Below are 20,365 nucleotides of genomic sequence, written 5' to 3'. Positions count from 1 at the left end.
TATCGCGCCAGCCGGCGGGCTAATCCTATTCGAATATAGGCGAGTACAAACTTCAATAGAATTGAATACGGCAATGCCGTTCATAGCGACCGGCTATAGCTTTCAGAAGCCCTTCATTGGAACGGCTGATACGGTAAGCGAATCGCGCCGATTACGCGCTGAAGCTTGAGCGCAAGCCCCTGATTTACGCCCGACGCAGCCGACTGTGTGATAGGGTTTCGCGTTTCATCTGCAAGAAATTGGGCCCTGCTTTTCTCTCCAGCAAGCGCGAGCGCGCCTGGAGCGCGGCAGAACGACGCCAGCTGCGTGTCGGCCCCGAGGAGTATTACCGATCGTGTCCAAAGCCGCGCCGTCAGCCGCCTCCCATGCCGGGCTCGCCACCGTCCAGCCCGTCGAATCGCTCGTCGTGCCGGAGTTGCTCGATGGCCGCGACGGCACCAACCGCGGCGCGGTCGAAAACTCGCAGCTCTCGGCGCGCAACGATCTCGACGCGGTGCGCGCCTGGCTGTCGAACTACGCGGACACCAAGACCACCTTCGACAATTACCGCAAGGAAGCCGAGCGCCTGCTGCTGTGGGCCGTCGTGCAGCTCGGCAAACCGCTGTCGTCGCTGACGCACGAGGATCTGCTGATCTTCAAGGCGTTCATCGCCGATCCGCAGCCGGCCGCGCGCTGGGTCTCGTCCAACGGCGGCAAGTATCCGCGCGGCGACGAACGCTGGCGCCCGTTCAACGGGCCGCTGTCGCCGGCGAGCCAGCGCCAGGCGCTGATCATCCTGAACGCGATGTTCACGTGGCTCGTCAACGCCGGCTATCTGCGCGGCAATCCGATGGCGCTACTGCGGCAACGCGCGAAGCGTTCCGCGCCGCGCGTCACGCGCTATCTGTCGACGTCGTTGTGGGACGAGGTGAAGCTGTTCGTCGAGCAACTGCCGCAGGACACCGACGCGCAACGCGCGTACTACGCGCGCTGCCGCTGGCTGACCACGCTGTTCTATCTGCAGGGCATGCGGATTTCGGAAGTCGCCGGTGGGCAGATGGGGAGCTTCTTCAGACGACTCGGCGCGGACGGCAAGGATCAATGGTGGCTCGAAACGCTGGGCAAAGGCGACAAGGAACGGATCGTGCCGGTGTCCACCGAACTGATCCAGGAGCTGCGCAGCTACCGCACCTCGAACGGCCTCGCCGCACTGCCCGTGCGGTCCGAGGAAACGCCGCTCGTGATTCCGTTCAAGGGCCGCAACCGCTGCCTGTCGCGCTCGGCGATTCACGACGCGATCAAGGGCATCTTTGCCGGTGCGGCGACGTGGCTGCGCGCGCGCGGCACGGAATTCGCCGATCGCGCCGACGAACTCGAACGCGCATCCGCGCACTGGCTGCGGCATACGGCCGGTTCGCACCAGGCCGACGGCGGCGTCGATCTGCGCACGATCCGCGACAATCTCGGCCACGTGTCGCTGAATACGACCAGCCTTTATCTGCATACCGAAGACGATGCGCGGCATACCGAGACCGTGCGCCGGCACCGGATGAACTGGGACGACGCGAAATCTGAAGACGGCAATGCGGACGGCAATTAAGCGCGAATCCGGCGTCTGAAACAGGCTGTCATTCCGACGGCGTTTTCCCCGATTTTTCCAATTGAATCAGACCCTGACGCGAGGTACGGAACACATCGCGCGACGGGGTTCGTCCGTATAAAACGCAGCCCGTCTTTTGTTGGATTTTTTGCTGGTTTATTCGAATGGCATCGAATGCGTATTGGCTTTTTACTCGATCGATTCCGCCGCGTAATACATCGTAATGACTAAACCGTCGTTCGGCGGCATTCGCATATCAAGAACATAAAACACCGGTCGTTAATAGAACGTCGTTCGACAAATAACCAATACAAACCGGGGAATGAAGTTGAAAACCATCAATCAGGCGCTGCTGGCGTCGGCGGCGTGCGCGATCTTTCTGGCTGGCTGCGCGACCAACGAGCAAGGCCAGCTCGTGATCGATCCGAACCGGGTCAACGCGGTGATCGTCGGTGCGCTGACGCCGCCGCCTCCGGCCGCGGTCGTCGTCGAGCCGGTGTATCAGCCGCTGCCGACCGATGTCTACGTCGCCAACGTGGTCGATCGCGACGTGGTGATCGTCGGTGGCGATACGTATATCTGGGCCGTCGGGCCGGACGGCATCCGGCATCGCCAGTTCTATGCGCACGGCGACCGTCGCGCGGACGTTTTGCATCGCCGCGAGGAACTGCATCACGTGATGGCGAGCCATGATGGCCATCTGCCGATGCATCCGTTCGGCGGCGAGCATTCGGGCGGCGGCCATCCGCAGCCGGGCCGCCCGGACGGACCCGGACCGGCGCCGATGATGACCGGACACGGACAGCCGCCGCACGCCGACATGCACGCGGCCGGGCCGGCGAGACCGGCGCCCGCGCCTCAGAGGCCGGCGTCGAAGGATCCGAAGAAGTCGTAAGAGAAGTCGCAAGGCGGCCGCTGCGCTGTGTTCGAGCATCGGGCAAACAGGGAACGCAGTGCGGTGGCTGTGAAGAATCCGGCGAGAGCGGCGTGATGACTTGCGCCGCGCCGCCGAAGCCGGCGCAGTCGCGGGCCTGGGCCAGGTCTTGCCGGATGGTCCGTTGGCAAGGCGCATTGCAACGAATCGAAGCGCGTCGAACCACGCCAGTGCGTCCCTCAACACATCCTCAACGCCTCCTCAACGTCCCTTCTTCGTCCCTCCAAGCCCCCTCTTCGCCCGCTCACCCGCCCCCAAATCCCCGCCAATCCCACCCCATTGCCCGCTAGAATTGCTGGCTTTGCCCGCCTCGGGCGCGCCGCAAGGCAAAATACGGGTTTTGCGCGCACCGCGAGCGCGGCCGGACCGGCCCGCCGAGCCCGGGCGATAGTGGCTGACCTCGCCAGGTCGCCCACTGCCGGGACCCATGCCCGCGCCGACTGGCCAACGCAGGGCGAGGCCAGGCAAGGCCAGTCAATAGCCACCGCGCGCCGACCCGCAACATCACGGCCCCGCCCGATTCGCCGCGGCTTTTCAGCCCGGCGCTTGCGGCGCGGCAAGGACCGCTCGTCCTTTAACAGAGCAGATCAGGAGCCTTTATGAGCGATTCGAACCCATCCTTTGTCCGTCGGATTTCACTGGCCGTCGGCACGTTTTTCGGCATTCTCGGCAATGGCGACTTCGCCGCCGACGTGCTGCGTCTGCGCAACGGCGAAAAGATCGGCACGGCCGCGGCCGCCGCCGCGCCGGTTGCCCCAACGCCCGCACCCGCTCCGCAACCGAAGCCGCAACCCGCGCCGGTGCTGAAAGAAGCGAGCCCCGACGCCGCGCTGCAACTGCTCGGCCTGCTACAACGCGACGCCCGCTTCATCGATTTCGTCGAGGAAGACATCAAGGCCTATAGCGACGCCGACATCGGCGCGGCTGCGCGTCTCGTCCACGAAGGCTGCCGCACGACGTTGCGCGAGCACTTCACGATCCGTCCGGTGCGCGACGAGGCCGAAGGCAGCCGCGTGACGCTGCCCGCCGGCTTCGACGCGAGCTCGGTGCGCCTGACCGGCAACGTGGTCGGCAGCGCGCCGTTCAGCGGCAGCATCAGCCATCGCGGCTGGCGCGTCGACGAGGTGCGTCTGCCGAAGCTCGCGGACGGCCATAACGCGAAGGTCATCGCGCCGGCGGAGGTGGAGCTATGAGCGACGCACGCTATTCGATCGGTATCGACCTCGGCACTACGCACTGCGCGCTGTCCTACGTGGACACGCACGCGAGCGACGGCGAGAAAACCCTCCAGGAAGTGCTGCCGATCGCGCAGCTCACCGGCCCCGGCGCGATCGACAATCTGCCGCTGCTGCCCTCCTTCCTGTACCTGCCGCATCCTGACGAACTGGCCTCCGGCGACCTCTATCTGCCGTGGACCGGCCAGCGCGAATTCGCGGTCGGCGAGTTCGCGCGCAGCCGCGGCGCCGGCACGCCGATCCGGCTTGTCTCGAGCGCGAAAAGCTGGCTGTGCCATCCGGGCGTCGACCGTCGCGCGGGCATTCTGCCGAACGATGCGCCGCCCGAAGTCGCGCGCGTGTCGCCACTCGAAAGCTCGGTGCGCTATCTGACCCATCTGCGCGAAGCGTGGGACCACACGCATCCGGACGCGCCGTTCGCCGAGCAGGATGTCACGGTGACGATCCCCGCGTCGTTCGATCCGGCCGCGCGCGAGCTGACCGCCGAAGCCGCCCAGGCCGCCGGCTTCACCCGCATGACGCTGCTCGAAGAACCGCAAGCGGCGCTCTACAGCTGGATCGAAAAGAGCGGCGGCCAGTGGCGCAAGCAGGTCAAGGTCGGCGACATCATCCTCGTCGTCGACGTCGGCGGCGGCACCACCGACCTGTCGCTGATCGCGGTGATCGAGCGCGACGGCAATCTCGAACTGCATCGCGTCGCGGTCGGCGATCACATTCTGCTCGGCGGCGACAACATGGACCTTGCGCTCGCGCACGTGGTCGCGCGCAAGCTCGCCGCGCAAGGCACCCAGGCCGACGCATGGCAGTTGCGCGCGCTCACCTACGCGTGCCGCTCGGCGAAAGAAACGCTGCTGTCCGACCCCGCCACCGAGACGGTCCCGCTCGTCGTGCCGAGCCGCGGCTCGAAGCTGATCGGCGGCTCGATCCGCACCGAGCTGACGCGCGCCGAACTCACGCAGACGATCCTCGACGGCTTCTTCCCGCAGGTCGACAGCGCCGCGCGTCCGGTGAGCCGCGCGCGGGTCGGTCTGACGCAGCTCGGCCTGCCGTATGCGCAGGACGCGGGCATCACGCGCCATCTGGCGTCGTTCCTCGGCCGTCAGGTCGGCGCGCTGGCCGAACTCGAAGGGCTCGGCGCGGCGGACGCAAACGCAGCCGCACAAAACGCCACCTTCCTGCATCCGACCGTCGTGCTGTTCAACGGCGGCGTGTTCAAGTCGACGCTGCTGGTCGAGCGGATCATGGGCACGCTGAATAACTGGCTCGCCGCCGAAGGCGCGCCGGGCGCGCGTCTGCTCGAAGGCGCGGACCTCGATCTGGCGGTCGCGCGCGGCGCGGCTTACTACGGCTACGTGCGACGCGGCCGCGGCGTGCGGATTCGCGGCGGCACCGCGCGTGCGTACTACATCGCGATCGAATCGGCGATGCCGGCCGTGCCGGGGCTCGAACCGCCGGTGCAGGCGCTGTGCGTCGCGCCGTTCGGCATGGAGGAAGGCACCGACGCCGAGTTGCCCGCGCAGGAGTTCGGGCTGGTCGTCGGCGAGCCGGTGCATTTCCGCTTCTTCGGTTCGTCGGTGCGTCGTCAGGATCAGGTCGGCACGCTGCTCGACTTCTGGGGTCCCGAGGAGTTGCAGGAACTCGAAGAGATTCAGGCGACGCTGCCCGCGGCTGGCCGCACCGCCGGCGAAGTCGTGCCGGTCAAGCTGCATGCGCGCGTGACCGAAGCCGGCACGCTGGAACTCGAAGCGATCCCGCGCGGCTCGGACGAGCGCTGGAAAGTCGAGTTCGACGTGCGCGGCGGCGCGAATGCGTGACTGAGATGAAGCGGTACAGCGTCGGTATCGATCTCGGCACCAGCAACACGGTGCTCGCGTACGCGGAAGCCGGATCGCAGCAGATCCGCGTGTTCGAGATCGAGCAGCTGGTGAGTCCCGGCGAGGTCGCCGCGCGGCCGCTGTTGCCGTCGGTGCGTTATCACGCGGCCGACGGCGAGCTGAGCGCGGCCGATCTGCAACTGCCGTGGTCGGCCACCCGCGCGGCCACGGCTCAGGACAACAGGGACGCGACGCCGCCGGTCATGGTCGGCCGGCTCGCGCGGCTGCTCGGCGCGCAGGTGCCGGGGCGGCTCGTCGCGAGCGCGAAAAGCTGGCTGTCGCATGCGTCGGTCGATCGCGTCGCGCCGATCCTGCCGTGGGGCGCGCCCGACGAGGTGAGCAGGGTCTCGCCGGTCGACGCGAGCGCGAGCTATCTCGCGCATGTGCGCGCCGCGTGGAATCAGCGCTTTCCGAAGGCGCCGCTCGAACAGCAGGACGTCGTGCTGACGGTGCCGGCGTCGTTCGACGAAGGCGCGCGCGCGTTGACCGTCGAGGCGGCGCGGCTCGCGGGACTGCCGTCGCTGCGGCTGCTGGAAGAACCGCAGGCGGCGTTCTACGACTGGCTGTTCCAGCATCGCGAGACGCTGGCCGACGAACTCGCGGCGACGCGGCTCGTGCTGATCTGCGACGTCGGCGGCGGCACCACCGACCTGACGCTGATCGAAGTCGGCCTCGCCGACAACGGCGAGCCGCGCCTGACGCGCATCGGCGTCGGCAATCATCTGATGCTCGGCGGCGACAACATGGACCTCGCGCTCGCGCATCTGGTCGAAGCGCGGCTACCTGGCGGTGCAGGCGACGGCAAGGCGGCGCCGCAGCGGCTGTCGGCGGCGAGTCTGTCGCAACTGGTCGAGCGTTGCCGCGCGGTGAAAGAGCAACTACTCAGTGCCGATGCACCCGAGTCGGCGTCGGTCACGCTGCTCGGCGCGGGGTCGAAACTGATCGGCGGTGCGCGCAGCGCGCAGGTGTCGCGCGACGAGGTCGAGAAGATCATCGTCGACGGCTTTTTTCCGCAGGTCGCTGCGCACGCGCGGCCCGGCCGGCCGCGCGGCGCGATCGTCGAATTCGGTCTGCCGTATGCAACCGATGCGGCGGTCACGCGGCATATCGCGGCGTTTCTCGAACGCTTTGCCGCGCAGTCGCGCAAGGCGCTCGGCGACGATGCGGGCGCGGCTGCGCTTGCTCCTCCGGAACCGACGGCCCTACCCGTTCCCGACACGCTGCTGCTCAACGGCGGCGTATTCCGCGCCGACGCGCTGTCGCGGCGGCTCGCCGACACGCTCGGCAACTGGCGCGGCGCACCGCTCAACGTGCTGCACAACGACAACCCCGACGTCGCGGTCGCGCGCGGCGCGGTCGCCTATACGCTGGCGCGCGCCGGTTTCGCGCCGAAGATCGGCGGCGGCTCGGCGCGCAGCTACTTCCTCGTGCTCGACGAAATGCCGGCTCTCGCAGAGCGGAGCGACAACGACACCGACGCCGCGTCGGCACCGCGCGGCATCTGCCTGTTGCCGCGCGGCACCGAAGAAGGTCACGAGATCCTGATCGCCGATCGCACGTTCGCGCTGCGGCTCGGTCATCCGGTGCGGTTCCACCTGGTGTCGTCGAGCGCGGACACCGTGTATGAACCCGGCGAACTGGTTGAGTTGAGCGGCGCCGACTTCGTGCGTCTGCCGCCGATCGCGACCGTCGTGCAGCCGCGCGACGGTCAGCGCGCCACCGAAACCACGGTGCGCATCGCAACGTCGCTGACCGAAGTCGGCACGCTCGACGTGCATTGCATCGAACTCGATAACCCGTCGCAACGCTGGCTGCTCGAATTCCAGTTGCGCCGCGAAGACGCGCAGGTGGATCTCGCCGTCGATGGCACGCCGCAACGTCACCCGGCGCTCGACCGCGCGATCGAACTGATCGACCGCCCGTTCGGCTCGCGTGCTCACAACGTCGACCCGAAGGAAATCAAACGGCTGCGCGCGCAGCTCGAACATCTACTCGGCCCGCGCGACGGCTGGAACAGCGCGTTGCTGCGCGAACTGTTCGGCGCACTGTGGGAGCGCGCGCGACGCCGCCGTCGCTCGGCTGATCACGAACGGCTGTGGCTGAACCTGGCCGGCTATTGCGTGCGTCCGGGCTTCGGCTATCCGCTCGACGAATGGCGCGTCGAGCAACTGTGGACGCTGTTCGACGACGGCATCCAGTACGTGCAGGACAGCCAGGTGTGGTCCGAATGGTGGACGCTGTGGCGCCGCGCGGCGGGTGGCCTCGACGAAGACGCGCAACTGCGCGTGCTCGACGCGATGGACTATCTGCAGCAAGCCGCGCAATCGCGGCACAAGCTGCCCTTCGATGTCGCGAAGACCGGCCTGACCGATATGGTGCGGTTGAGCGCATCGCTCGAACGGATTCCGGCCGAGCGCAAGATCGAGCTCGGCGAAGCTGTGCTCACGCGCCTGAAAAAACCGGCGGAAAACCCGCAGAGCTGGTGGGCGGTCGGGCGCATCGGTGCGCGGCAACCGTTCTATGGCAGCGCGCACAGCGTGGTGCCGCCCGAGGTCGCCGCGCAATGGCTCGACGCGATCCTCGCGCTCGACTGGAAAAAGGTCGACCCTGCCGCTTTCGCCGCAGTGCAGATCGCACGCATGACCGGCGATCGCTCGCGCGATCTGTCCGACGAACTGCGCGCCACGGTCGTGCGCCGGCTCGAAACGACGAACGCGCCGCGCGCATGGATCACGATGGTCAGCGAAACCGTCGCGCTCGATAACGCGGACGAAGGCCGCGTGTTCGGCGAGTCGTTGCCGGCGGGGTTGAAGCTGCTCAGCGGGTGAAGCTTGAGTGAAGTTCGGGTGCGCCGTGTCATAGCGGCGCGGCGATGAAGACGATGATTTAGGCGCCGAGGATGAGAAGTTACTCGCCCGGTGCGAAATTCCGCACCGCCCGCGCCGCGTTTGCATCGTCGCGATCTTCGAGGCTCTCCGCGAGCAGATCGCGAAAGACCGGCAATTTGTCCTCGCCATATTGCCGGCCGAATTCGCGCAACACTTCGGCAATCGCGGCACGCAGACTCTCAGGGCTCAGCGTGCTCGCGATGTACGAGCTGCCGCGCGCTAACTCCAGCCGATAGATCGAGCGGTACTGATGCTTCGCGGCTGCCTGACGGCCGCTTTTCGGTCCACGAGTCATCGTTATTCTTCTCTGTCGTTATTTGAGTGCTCATCTGAGCAACGCAAACTTAAGAGAACCTTACGAGCGCGCAGCGCATGACCATTTGCGCGCACAATTTTTATGTGCAGCGCGAGCGGGATATCGAGCGAAGTATTTCTTGCCGGCCGCGGCGTGGCCGTGATGACGTGAAGGCGAAAAAAGCCCTATATAAAGGGCTATTCGTCAGAACTATGTGCAAATTCAACTATCAGGATCGCTGACAGTTGGACCTGACTCGTTGGAGATACGCGCTACGCCATCGTCACACGATTGCGACCGTTGTGCTTCGAACTATATAACGCGCGATCCGCGCTGGCGAAGCCGTCGCGATGCGCGGGCCGCGACAGTTCGGTGATGCGCGTGAGCGCGGCGCCGACGCTGACCGTCACCACGCCGAGCGGCGACGCACGATGCTCGATCGCGAGATCGGCGACACCGCGGCGCAGCGTGTCGAGCGTGCTTTCAAGGGCCGCGGTCTGCGCGTCCAGCACCAGCAGCCCGAACTCCTCGCCGCCCATGCGCCCGACCACGATGCGCTCGTTGTCGGCGGCGGCCTGCATCACCGATGCGACCTGGCGCAGGCAATGATCGCCGGCCTGGTGACCATAGGTGTCGTTGTACTGCTTGAACCAGTCGACATCGACGACGACCGAGCCCATCACGTCGCCGTCGCGTGCCTCTTTCCAGCGGCGCGCGATGCTCTCCAGCAGAAAGCGGCGGTTGTAGAGCTGCGTGAGCGGATCGATCGCGGTGGCCGTGCGCATCTTCAGATCGTTCTCGATCATCGCGCGCAGGTGATAGAACACGCCGCGCTGAGCGGCATCGAGCTGACCCGGCGCCGGGTCCATTGCACACAGCGCACCGACGATCTCGCCATTCGGCGCGCGCAACGCGATCGCCGCGTAAAGGCGCACGAACGGATGACGCTGCACCAGCATGCAGTCGTGAAAGCGGCTGTCGCTATACGCGTCCTCGATCACGAACAGGTCGGCGTCGCGCACCGCGTAATCGGCCAGCGAACGCGCGCGGGTGACGAGCGGCATCGCCATGCCGACCTCGGCGCGATAGTGCTGATGTTCCTCGTCGAGCAGCACGATCGCGGTAATCGCCGCGCCGGTCACGCTCTTCAGAATTTCCGCCGCGTGCGTGAAGCACTCGCGCATCACCTGATCGTCGTGCAACAACCACTCGATGACCGATGACTCCACCTCGGGCTCTCCGACGGCGGACGGGTCGACGGGCATCCGGCTGGCGAGGCGGTCGTTACTGTAGGCGAGTTGCACGGCTGGGTTCCAGAATGGGGTCAGCCTATGTCAACGGCATAGGTCAGCGAAACTTGAGCGCAAACTGTGGGATGACGTGAAAACGTTCGGTGACTTGCTTTACAGCGCTTTTTACAGCACTAATCCGCAGATGATTACGTTGCGCTGACAACTACCTCGCCCATGCGGACCGCCCAAAGAAAATGGGCCGACTCTCGCGAATCGGCCCATTCGTCGGTGCGGCGTACGAAGTACGAGGGGCGCAGAGTCCGCGCCCGTTGCCGTCCTTACTCCTTGTCGCTCTTCACCTGCGGCAGCGCCGAGGTCTCCGTCGACGACAGCAGACCGACCTGCGAGTAGATGCGCAGCTTCTCGCGCGTGTCGGTGATGTCGAGATTGCGCATCGTCAGCTGACCGATACGGTCGCGCGGCGAGAACGTCGACACGACCTTCTCCATCGACAGACGCTCCGGCTGATACGTGAGGTTCGGCGACTTCGTGCTGAGGATCGAGTAGTCGTTGCCGCGGCGCAGCTCGACGGTCACTTCGCCGGTGACCGCGCGCGCGACCCAGCGTTGCGCGGTTTCGCGCAGCATGATGGCTTGCGGATCGAACCAGCGGCCCTGGTACAGCAGACGACCGAGACGGCGACCGTTTTCGCGGAACTGCTCGATCGTGTCTTCGTTGTGGATGCCGGTGACGAGACGCTCGTACGCGATATTCAGCAGCGCCAGACCCGGGGCTTCATAGATGCCGCGGCTCTTCGCCTCGATAATGCGGTTCTCGATCTGATCGCTCATACCGAGGCCATGACGGCCGCCGATACGGTTCGCTTCGAGCAGCAGTTCGACCGCGTTCGGGAAGGTCTTGCCGTTCAGCGCGACCGGCTGGCCTTCTTCGAAACGGATCGTCACTTCTTCCTTCGCGATCTGCACGTCGTCGCGCCAGAACGCGACGCCCATGATCGGGTTGACGATCCTGATGCCGGACTCGAGGCTCTCGAGATCCTTCGCTTCGTGCGTCGCGCCGAGCAGGTTCGAGTCGGTCGAATACGCTTTTTCAGCCGACATCTTGTAGTCGAAGCCCGACTGGCGCATGAACTCCGACATTTCCGAGCGGCCACCGAGTTCGTCGATGAACAGCTGGTCGAGCCACGGCTTGTAGATCTTCAGGTCCGGATTCACGAGCAGACCGTAGCGATAGAAACGCTCGATGTCGTTGCCCTTGTACGTGCTGCCGTCGCCCCAGATGTTGACGCCGTCTTCCTTCATCGCGGCAACCAGCATCGTGCCGGTCACGGCGCGGCCGATCGGGGTGGTGTTGAAGTAGGTAACGCCCGCCGTCGAGATATGAAACGCGCCGCACTGCAGCGCCGCGATACCTTCCGCGACGAGTTGCGCGCGGCAGTCGATCAGGCGCGCGCCTTCGGCGCCGTATTGCGTCGCGCGACGCGGAATCGAATCGTAATCGTCTTCGTCGGGTTGACCGAGGTTGGCCGTGTAGGCGTACGGCACGGCGCCCTTTTTGCGCATCCAGTGCAGCGCGGCGCTGGTGTCGAGGCCGCCCGAAAAGGCGATACCGACTTTCTGGCCAACCGGAACATTTTCAAGAATTGTGCTCATAAGCAGTAGCGTTAAACTCGATGTACGGGGAGATTTGGGGGTAACAGCTGAGTATCGGGCAAGCCTGGCGATCAGGCAAGTTACGCGGGAGTATACCGTGAACAGCCGCGCAACCCTGGATTTTGGCCGCCCGGCAAGCCGCGCGCGGCGGGCGTAGCAAGCCTGAGCGGGGCGATCCGGGTGCCGGTTTCCGGCGCAAATTCCCGGATTAATCGCGGGTTTATCTGGTGTAAAGCGCGCGGATTTATTATCGTCGGTGCGCGTTATTGCGCGCTTTTTTCCGCTTTTTTTCCGTGACGCGTGGCGCTTCTCGCGTGTTCTGCTCGCCGTTTTTTTGCCGTTTCTCGCCGGCTTTGCGTGTTGCGCGCTTGTGTTCCGCGGTGTTGCGCGTTTTTGTCCGGGCTTTCCGGCTTTTATTTTCTTCCGCGTTTTCTCCGTCGTTTGCTCTGCGTTCCTTTTGCTCTTCGTTCCTTTTACGTCCGCCCTTTTCCGCCATTCGCCGCCATGACCTCTACCGCCGCGCCCACTGCCCCGTCCGCCCCGCCGCCCGCCGCGCTGATGATCGCCAACGTACGTCTCGCCGACGGCCAGCGCGTCGACGTATCGATTGCCGACGGCCGGATCGCGGCAATCGGTGCCGATCTGCCGCGCGAGCCCGGCATGTCGATCGAGGACGGCGCGGATGCGTTGCTGCTGCCGGGCTTCGTCGAAGGACATACGCATCTGGACAAGACCCACTGGGGCCTGCGCTGGTATCGCAACGAGGTCGGGCCGAAGCTGACCGACCGCATCGACAACGAGCGACGCTGGCGCGCGCACAGCGGCCACGATGCGGGCGCGCAATCGCTCGCGCTCGCGCGCGCGTTTCTGCAGATGGGCACGACGCGTTTGCGTACCCACGTGGACATCGATACCGACGCCGGCCTGCGCCATCTCGACGGCGTGCTGGCCACCCGTGACGCGCTGCGCGACGTGCTCGATCTGCAGATCGTCGCGTTTCCGCAATCGGGGCTGCTCGGCCGGACCGGTACGGCCGACCTGCTCGAACACGCGTTGGCCGCGGGCGCCGACGTGCTGGGCGCGCTCGATCCCGCGCTGATCGACGGCGATCCGGTGAAGTCGCTCGACCTGACCTTCGCGATTGCACAGCGGCACCAGAAACCGATCGACATCCATCTGCACGAGCCCGGCGAAATCGGCGCGTTCACGCTCGGGCTGCTGCTCGATCGCGTCGCGGCGCTCGGTATGCAGGGGCAAGTGGTGGTCAGTCACGCGTTCTGTCTCGGCGCGCTGCCCGAGCGCGAACGCGATGCGCTGCTCGCACGGCTGGCGCAACTGCGCGTTGCGCTGTTGACCACGGCGCCGCCGTCGGTGCCGGTGCCACCGCTCGTCGCCTGTCGCGAGCATGGCGTCGTGCTGTTCGGCGGCAACGACGGCATTCGCGACACGTGGACGCCGTACGGCTCGCCCGACATGCTGGAACGCGCGATGCTGATCGCGATGCGCTACGGCCTGCGCCGCGACGACGACCTCGCGCTCGCGTTCGATTGCGTGAGCGGCACCGCCGCGAACGCGTGCGGCTTTGAGGCCTACGGTTTGCACGTCGGCGCCCGCGCGGACCTCGTGCTGGTCGACGCGGACACGCTCGCGCAGGCCATCGTCGCGCGACCGGTGCGCAAGCTGGTGATGTCGCACGGGCGCATCGTCGCGCGCGATGGCGCGCTGGTCGGAGCGTGGATCGATGCAGGTGCTGCGCCGGGTAGTACGTCAGCCGGGGCGTCATTCGGACACGCTGCAGATACGCGTTAGAGATGCCTTAGACACGCATCAGACATACTTCAGCCGCCCCGTGGCCATCGGGCGCGGCTGAGAACGACGGCCCTGCGCCGGGCCAGCCAAACGCAGGTCCCAACTGGCCGTCACAACGAACACGTTTTTACTCAGATGATCAATCTTTTCCAGGCCATGCAGGCCTTCGTCAAGGTCGCCGACGTCGGCAGCTTCGCACAGGCAGCGGCGCAACTGGGCGTGTCGACCTCGGTCGTCACGCGCCACGTGTCGGGTCTCGAACAGCATCTCGGCATCCGTCTGTTCCAGCGCACCACCCGCAAGGTCGTGCTGACCGAGAGCGGCGCGCAATACGCGGACGGCTGCCGCGTGCTGCTCGCCGAGCTCGCGGAAATCGAGTCGCGCGCGACCACCACCTCGCACGACGTGGCCGGCGATCTGCGCATCGTCGCACTCGGCAGTTTTTCGCTGTTCCGCCTGACGCCGCTGTTCGCCGAATATCAGGCGCGCTTCCCGCAGGTCAATCTGCGCGTCACGCTGACGGAAAAGCGCGTCGATCTGCTCGAAGGCGGCTTCGACGTCGGCATCGTGACCGAGCATATGATCCGCTCGGAGTCGCTGGTGGTGCGGCGCCTGATCGACGCGCACGCGGTACCGGTCGCGGCCGCCGCGTATCTCGCACAGGCGGGGCATCCGCAAACACCCGCCGAGCTCGCGCAACACCGGCTGATCGCCGCGCCGTTCGACACGACCGGGCCAATGTGGATCTTCCGCCGTGGCGATGCTGGAAATAACGCTGACAACGACGCGGACGGCAGCGACAACAGCGAGAGCATCGCCATCGACGCGTCGTTCACCGTCAACAGCATGATCATGCAGAAGCAGGCCGCGCTCGGTGCGATGGGCATCGCGCTGCTGCCGTTGGAAATGGTCGAGGATGAATTGCGCGCCGGCACGCTGGTGCGCGTGCTCGAACGCTATGAGGTGCTCAATGGCGACGTCGCGGTGTCGCTGGTTTATCCGAGCCGCGAATTCGTGCCGCGCAAGGTGCGCGAGTTCATCGATCTCGCGGTGGGGTTTTTCAAGTGATCGGGTGATCGAATGAGCGGGACGGGCTGAAGTCCGAATGCGCTTATCGTCACGTCACGGCCGCTCACCCCTCGCGAGCCGCGCATCGATGTCGTACACCACCGGCATCAGATCCGCGACGCTATCGATCACATAATGCGCGCCCGCCGCCTTCAACCGGCCGATCGCACCGTCGCGGCGCGCGGCGAATTCGTCGGCCGGCAACGCCTTGACCTCGGCTTCGCTGAGGCCGAACGCGTTGCCGCTGACCGCGACGCCCACCGCCCACGTGCCGCCGTTGATGCCCTCCTCGATGCCGACCTCGGTATCGTCGACCTTGATCGCTTCTTTCGCGCGCCACACGCCCAGTTGCGGCAGCGTCCGGTAGATCATGTACGGCGAGGGCCGGCCTTCCGGCGTGTCGCCGGTACACACGATGCTGTCCGGCGAGAAGCCCTGCGCGGCAGCGCCCGGCACGATCTCGTCGATGATCTCGCGCGTATAGCCGGTGGTCGTGCCGATGCGAACGTCATCGTGACGCAGCGCGCTCGTCACCTGCGCGACGCCGGGAATCACCGCGCTGTAGCTCGCCGCGACCGCGACGTTCTTCGGCACGAATACGTCGTACACAGCATCGATGTCGGCATCATTCGGCGCGTGGCCATAACGTTCGGTCCATGCCCGCGCGACGCGCGGCAGCGCCATCAGTGCCGCGATATGCGGGCGTTTGGCCATGCCCATCGGGCCGCGTGCTTCGTCGATCGTGATCGGCACGCCGAACTGCGCGAAGGTCTCGACGAACGCGCCCATCGGCGCGCGCGAGCCGTAATCGACTACCGTGCCGGCCCAGTCGAAAATCACTGCCTTGACGTGTTTCATCTGTTTCGATCCTCAGGAATCCAATGTTTTCCGTGTACGTTCATGCCGACTGCGCAAGCGCCTTGCGTTCTTCGAGCGCGGCAGCCGGCGGCGCCGCATGCGTAACCCCCAGTGCGCGCAACGCCTGTGCGCACGCGTCGACCACGCGGCGCATCACGTGTTCGTCGACCTGGCCGATGCAACCGATGCGAAAGCTCTCGACCACCGTCAGCTTGCCCGGATAGATGATGAAGCCCTGCTGCTTCATCAGTTCGTAGAAGCGCGCGAATTCGAAGGCCGGATGCGCGGGCGAGAAAAACGTCACGATGATCGGCGAGCGCCAGCGCGCGTTCAGCAGCGGCTCGAAACCGAGCGACTGCATGCCGGCCACCAGCACGTCGCGATTGTTTTCATAGCGCGCGAGCCGCGCCGGCTGGCCGCCTTCGAGCGTATAGAGCCGCAGTGCCTCGATGAACGCGGCCACCGTATGCGTGGGCGGCGTGAAGCGCCACTGCCCGGTGCGGTTCAGCACGTCCCATTGATCGTGCAGATCGAGCGCGAGCGAATGGCTGCGGCCCTTCGCGTCGCGCAGCGCGTCCTTGCGCGCGATCACGAAGCCGAACCCCGGCACGCCCTCGATGCATTTATTCGCCGACGACACGAACGCCTCGCACGCGATCCGCCGCACGTCGAGCGGCACCGCGCCGAACGCGCTCATCGAATCGATCAGCAGCTTGCGGCCATGCTTCGCGACTGCTGCGGCGATTTCCTCGAGCGGGTTCAGGATGCCGGAACTGGTTTCGCAGTGAATCGCGACCACGTGCGTGATCGACGGATCGGCGGCGAGCATGCGCTCGACTTCCGCGCCGCGCGGCGGCAGGTAGTCGCCCTTGTCGAGCAGCGTGCAGGCGCGGCCGAGATAACCGAGCGTGGTCGCCGCGCGCTTGCCGTATGCGCCGTTGGCGAGCACCAGCGCGTGGCCATCGCGCGGAATCAGGCTGCCGAGCATCGCTTCGACGCAGTAGCTGCCGCTGCCTTGCAGCGGCACGCAGTCGTAGTCGCCCGCGCTATCGCCGGCGATGTCGAGCAGGCGCGCGCGCAATTGCGCGGTCATCGCGCGGAAATCGCCGTCCCACGAGCCCCAGTCGCGCAGCATCGCTTCCTTGGTCGAGCGGGCCGTGGTCAGCGGGCCTGGGGTCAGCAGATAAGGCTCGCCGCCGGCCGGCGCGGCGCAACGCGCGGTGTTGTTGCCGTTGCCGCTTGCGGGTGAAGACGATGAAGACGTCATTGCAGACGCTCCTGAAGACGCCACGCATGAACCGTCGAGCGCGCTTTCCATATCTCAAACTCCGTCGTGCCAGGTCAATAGCGCACACGGTACCGAAACGTCGATCATCGGTAAAATCGATATAATCGATGTCACTATCGTAAAAACTTATTCCCTCACCCTGACGACGAGGCACACGTGCAATACGCGCAGTTGCGGGCATTTCATGCGGTCGCGGAACACGGCGGCTTTTCGAAGGCGGCGCAGGCGTTGTCGCTGACGCAGCCGGCGGTGTCGGATCACGTGCGGCGGCTCGAACAGGATTACGGCGTCAAACTGTTCGAGCGTGGGCCGCGCGGCGTCGAGACGACCGAGCTGGGACTGCGCCTCTTCAGCGTCACGCGGCAGATGCTCGCTTGCGAGCGCGACGCGCGTCAGTTGCTCGAATCGGCGGGCGGCCTCGAATCCGGTTCGCTCTCGCTCGCGGCCGACGCGCCCGATCTCGCGGTCGCGCTGATCGGCGCGTTTCGCCGGCGCCATCCGGGCATCGTCGTGACGCTGTCGATTGCGAATGCGGCCGAGTGCATGCAGCGCGTGCTGTCGAGCGCGGTCGACGCGGCCATTACCGCCGCGCCGCAAGTGCATAGCCGGCTGGAGTCGCGCGTGCTGCGGCGCGATCCGCTGGTCGCGATGGTGCCGGCGAGCTACCCGGCCGCGAAAAAGCGCCGCCTCAGCTACGCGGAACTCGTCCAGCAGCCGATGATTTTCCGCGAGCCGCAATCGGTCACGCAGCAACTGCTCGAAATCGAACTGGTGCGTGCGTCGTTGCAGGTCGAACCGGTGTTGTACGTCGATGGTCGCGAGGCGCTGGAGGAAGCGGTCGCGCAAGGGATGGGCGTCGGCGTGATCGCGCGCGCGGAGTTCAAGGAATCGCGGCGCATCCGAATGGTGCCGCTGCAGGATTGCCAGGTGCAGATGATCGAATCGCTGACGCGGCTCGCCGAACGGCCGGGCTCGAATCTGCTCGACGCGCTGTTTGCGGTGGCGCTCGAAGGTGCGGACGGCGATGTCGAATCAGCCTGAAGCGCGCGGCGCGCGCCCAACCTGAACACGTAAAAAATGCGGCGGGCGGCGCGGCCCTCGTCTTACCGGCCGCGCCGCCCGCCACTGCACCTACTTCAAGGGAAAGAAAACCCGTCGCTTAACGCGCGCCGCCGCTCGCAATCAGACTTTCACCGGTCAACCAGCGCGAATCGTCGGATGCGAGGAAGGTCACCACGTCCGCGATATCGTCGGGTTGGCCGATGCGCCCGAGCGGCGTCGTGCTGACGGCCCACGTTTCGAAGTCCGAACCGATGACGCCCGCGCTGTGCGCGCCTTCGGTTTCGACCATGCCCGGATTCACCGAGTTGACGCGGATCTTGCGCGGCCCGAGTTCCTTTGCGAGCACGCCGGTGATCGCGTCGACGGCGCCCTTGGTCGCCGTGTAGACCGCGGTCGTCGGCGGTGTGATGCGGCTCACCACCGAACTGACGTTGACGATGCTGCCGCCTTCGCCGAGATGCTTCGCGGCCGCCTGCGTCACGAGCAGCAGCCCCAGCACGTTGACGTCGAAGTGCTTGTGGAAATGCGCTTCGGTGATCTCCTCGATTGCCGCGAACTCGTAGACGCCCGAGTTGTTGACCAGAATGTCCAGCCGTCCATAGGTTTCGACCGCCGTATCGACGATGCCCTTCGCGTCCGCCGCCTTCGACACGTCGCCGCCGACCGCGAGCGCCTTGCCGCCCGCCGCGACGATGTCGGCGACCACCTTGTCGGCGCCGGCCCGGCTCGACGCGTAGTTCACCACCACCGACGCGCCTTGCGCCGCCAATGCCTTCGCAATCGCCGCACCGATGCCCTTCGATGCACCCGTTACAACCGCTACCTTGCCTGTGAGCTTGCTCATGATCGTGTCCTTTCAATGGTTCGCGCCGGCGTGCCTCGCGAGAAGTCGCGGGGTGCACGCCGCTGAAGCTGGAGATGCAGTGGCGCTGTCACTGGACACAATGTAGGCATTCGGATCTGGCGGATAAAGCGGCTGCGGGCGAATTGATCGGCCGGTTGCGCCGAACAATTACGCCCGGCTTACGCGCTTTATTTGCAGCTTTGCGACTGCCGACGATACTTTTATAATCGTCCCACCAATAAATCAATGTTTCATATATAAAACACGAAGCGCTTTTCCTGCGCGCCATTCGCCTGGCCTGGCCTGTGCTGTGCGCCATCCGTCCTACTGAACGAACTCACCGAGAACTCCCGATGTCCGCCTTGCGCCCCACCCGCGTGCGTTACTGGATGCTGTTGCTGGTCTTCGTCGGCACTGTCGTCAACTATCTGGATCGCGCGAATCTCGCGGTCGCCGCGCCGTTGATGAAAAACGAATTCGGCCTCGGCCCGGTCGAGCTCGGTTTTATCTTCTCCGCGTATTCGTGGACCTACGTGCTCGCGAACATTCCGGGCGGCTGGGTGGTCGACCGTTGCGGTTCGCGAGCGATGTACGCGTGCGCGATTTTCATCTGGTCCGCGTTCACGTTCGCGCAGGGTTTCGCCGGACGATTCGCGACGCTGTTCGGTTTGCGCCTCGGCGTCGGCGTCGCGGAAGCGCCGACTTTTCCGGTCAACAATCGCGTCGTGTCGATCTGGTTCGCACAACGCGAGCGCGGCTTCGCGACGAGCGTCTATCTGGTCGGGCAGTACGTCGGCATGGCGGCGCTCACGCCGCTGCTGTTCTGGATCGCGCATCGCTTCGGCTGGCGCGAGATTTTCTTCTTCACCGGCGCGCTCGGCATTGCATGGGCGCTGATCTGGTACGCGATGTATCGCGATCCCGAGCACAGCAAGCGGGTCAATGCGGCCGAGCTCGAACATCTGCGTCATGGTGGCGCGCTGGTCGATCGCAAGAGCGGTGCGCAACAACAGCGCTCGTTTCCATGGCGCAAGCTCGGCGTGCTGTTTCGCAACCGGCAGATCATCGCGATCTGCGCAGGCAAGTTCGCGTCTCTATCGTCGCTGTATTTCTTTCTGACGTGGTTTCCGACCTACCTGATCTCCGAGCGGCACATGACGATGCTGAAGGCCGGTAGCGCAAGCGCGGTGCCGTTCGTCGCGGCATCGATCGGCGTGGTCGCGGGCGGCTTGCTGTCGGACTGGCTGCTGCGGCGCGGCGCCTCGGTCGCGACCGCACGCAAGACGCCGATCATGACCGGCCTGCTGCTGGTGCCGACGATGACACTCGCAGTGTTGACCGACACCAACTGGATCGTGATCGCGATCATGTCGTTCGCGTTTTTTGCGCAAGGGGTCGCGTCGGCGTCGTGGTCGCTCGTCGCGGATATCGCGCCGGAAGGCATGGTCGGCATCACGGGTGGCGCCGTTAATTTCGCCGGCAATCTGTCGGGTATCGTGACGCCGATCGCGATCGGCGTCATCGTGCGCGCGACCGGTTCGTTCGGCTGGGCGCTGGGGTTGATCAGCCTGTTCGCGATCGTCGCGGTGCTGTGCTACACATTCCTGCTCGGCGAAGTGAAGCGGATCGAGATCGATGGGGATGCGGGGTTTGAGGACGAGGCGAAGGCAGGCAACGTGCGCGCTGCCGCGCAGGATTCGGTGGATGAAACGCGGGTTTGAGGTGT

The 20,365-nt window shown here is 65.6% G+C and carries 16 protein-coding genes; 9 read left to right on the top strand and 7 right to left on the bottom strand.

Going from position 1 to position 20,365, the window contains the following annotated elements; translation table 11 throughout:
- Nucleotides 1-334: 334 nt before the first annotated feature.
- From HHL14_RS10135 to HHL14_RS10115, 5 genes are all read left to right on the top strand, one after another.
- Entirely contained in the window at nucleotides 335-1,579 is a 1,245-nt protein-coding gene (locus HHL14_RS10135; RefSeq protein ID WP_169497465.1) for a tyrosine-type recombinase/integrase, read from the top strand.
- Between the two features lie 322 nt (nucleotides 1,580-1,901).
- Entirely contained in the window at nucleotides 1,902-2,474 is a 573-nt protein-coding gene (locus HHL14_RS10130; RefSeq protein WP_230412979.1) for a hypothetical protein, read from the top strand.
- 638 nt (nucleotides 2,475-3,112) lie between these two features.
- The gene (locus tag HHL14_RS10125) at nucleotides 3,113-3,706 is read left to right on the top strand and encodes a DUF2760 domain-containing protein (RefSeq protein WP_169497464.1); all 594 of its coding nucleotides are present in this window, start codon (nucleotides 3,113-3,115) and stop codon (nucleotides 3,704-3,706) included.
- A complete protein-coding gene (locus HHL14_RS10120) occupies nucleotides 3,703-5,562 on the top strand; it encodes an Hsp70 family protein (protein WP_169497463.1) in 1,860 nt (619 codons plus the stop codon). Before HHL14_RS10125 ends, HHL14_RS10120 begins: the two co-directional genes overlap by 4 nt.
- Nucleotides 5,559-8,450 (top strand): Hsp70 family protein, encoded by a 2,892-nt coding sequence (locus HHL14_RS10115; protein WP_329601639.1) that lies wholly within the window; start codon nucleotides 5,559-5,561, stop codon nucleotides 8,448-8,450. Before HHL14_RS10120 ends, HHL14_RS10115 begins: the two co-directional genes overlap by 4 nt.
- A 79-nt stretch (nucleotides 8,451-8,529) precedes the next feature.
- Here the strand turns inward: HHL14_RS10115 and HHL14_RS10110 are convergent, their stop codons facing one another.
- The 4 genes from HHL14_RS10110 to HHL14_RS10095 form a co-directional block, all read right to left on the bottom strand.
- Nucleotides 8,530-8,805, bottom strand: a complete 276-nt coding sequence (locus HHL14_RS10110; RefSeq protein ID WP_169497461.1) for a hypothetical protein — start codon at nucleotides 8,803-8,805, stop codon at nucleotides 8,530-8,532.
- A gap of 272 nt (nucleotides 8,806-9,077) precedes the next feature.
- Nucleotides 9,078-10,109: a diguanylate cyclase gene (locus HHL14_RS10105; RefSeq protein ID WP_329601638.1), complete on the bottom strand. Its 1,032-nt coding sequence runs from the start codon at nucleotides 10,107-10,109 to the stop codon at nucleotides 9,078-9,080.
- Between the two features lie 266 nt (nucleotides 10,110-10,375).
- Nucleotides 10,376-11,710: an argininosuccinate synthase gene (gene argG, locus HHL14_RS10100; RefSeq protein WP_169497460.1), complete on the bottom strand. Its 1,335-nt coding sequence runs from the start codon at nucleotides 11,708-11,710 to the stop codon at nucleotides 10,376-10,378.
- Between the two features lie 247 nt (nucleotides 11,711-11,957).
- A complete protein-coding gene (locus tag HHL14_RS10095; protein ID WP_169497459.1) occupies nucleotides 11,958-12,206 on the bottom strand; it encodes a hypothetical protein in 249 nt (82 codons plus the stop codon).
- 8 nt (nucleotides 12,207-12,214) lie between these two features.
- On the opposite strand from HHL14_RS10095, the gene HHL14_RS10090 reads away from it, so the two are divergent.
- Nucleotides 12,215-13,519 (top strand): amidohydrolase family protein, encoded by a 1,305-nt coding sequence (locus HHL14_RS10090; RefSeq protein WP_169497458.1) that lies wholly within the window; start codon nucleotides 12,215-12,217, stop codon nucleotides 13,517-13,519.
- Nucleotides 13,520-13,654: 135 nt separating this feature from the next.
- Complete coding sequence (locus HHL14_RS10085; protein ID WP_169497457.1) at nucleotides 13,655-14,587, top strand: LysR family transcriptional regulator; 933 nt, start codon at nucleotides 13,655-13,657, stop codon at nucleotides 14,585-14,587.
- A 54-nt stretch (nucleotides 14,588-14,641) separates the two neighbouring features.
- Here HHL14_RS10085 and phnX read toward each other — a convergent pair whose 3' ends face one another.
- Together phnX and HHL14_RS10075 are read right to left on the bottom strand one after the other, a co-directional pair.
- Nucleotides 14,642-15,445, bottom strand: a complete 804-nt coding sequence (phnX, locus tag HHL14_RS10080; protein WP_169497456.1) for a phosphonoacetaldehyde hydrolase — start codon at nucleotides 15,443-15,445, stop codon at nucleotides 14,642-14,644.
- 40 nt (nucleotides 15,446-15,485) lie between these two features.
- A complete protein-coding gene (locus tag HHL14_RS10075; RefSeq protein WP_169497455.1) occupies nucleotides 15,486-16,763 on the bottom strand; it encodes a 2-aminoethylphosphonate--pyruvate transaminase in 1,278 nt (425 codons plus the stop codon).
- A gap of 126 nt (nucleotides 16,764-16,889) precedes the next feature.
- On the opposite strand from HHL14_RS10075, the gene HHL14_RS10070 reads away from it, so the two are divergent.
- Nucleotides 16,890-17,774, top strand: a complete 885-nt coding sequence (locus HHL14_RS10070) for a LysR substrate-binding domain-containing protein (RefSeq protein WP_169497454.1) — start codon at nucleotides 16,890-16,892, stop codon at nucleotides 17,772-17,774.
- Between the two features lie 118 nt (nucleotides 17,775-17,892).
- Here the strand turns inward: HHL14_RS10070 and HHL14_RS10065 are convergent, their stop codons facing one another.
- The gene (locus HHL14_RS10065; RefSeq protein WP_169497453.1) at nucleotides 17,893-18,639 is read right to left on the bottom strand and encodes a glucose 1-dehydrogenase; all 747 of its coding nucleotides are present in this window, start codon (nucleotides 18,637-18,639) and stop codon (nucleotides 17,893-17,895) included.
- 353 nt (nucleotides 18,640-18,992) lie between these two features.
- Here HHL14_RS10065 and HHL14_RS10060 point away from each other — a divergent pair, with 353 nt between their 5' ends.
- Complete coding sequence (locus HHL14_RS10060) at nucleotides 18,993-20,360, top strand: MFS transporter (RefSeq protein WP_230412978.1); 1,368 nt, start codon at nucleotides 18,993-18,995, stop codon at nucleotides 20,358-20,360.
- The last annotated feature ends 5 nt before the right edge of the window (nucleotides 20,361-20,365 follow it).

Source organism: Paraburkholderia antibiotica, assembly GCF_012927125.1.
Classification (GTDB): Bacteria; Pseudomonadota; Gammaproteobacteria; order Burkholderiales; family Burkholderiaceae; genus Paraburkholderia; species Paraburkholderia antibiotica.
This window is presented reverse-complemented; position numbering and strand designations above follow the sequence as displayed.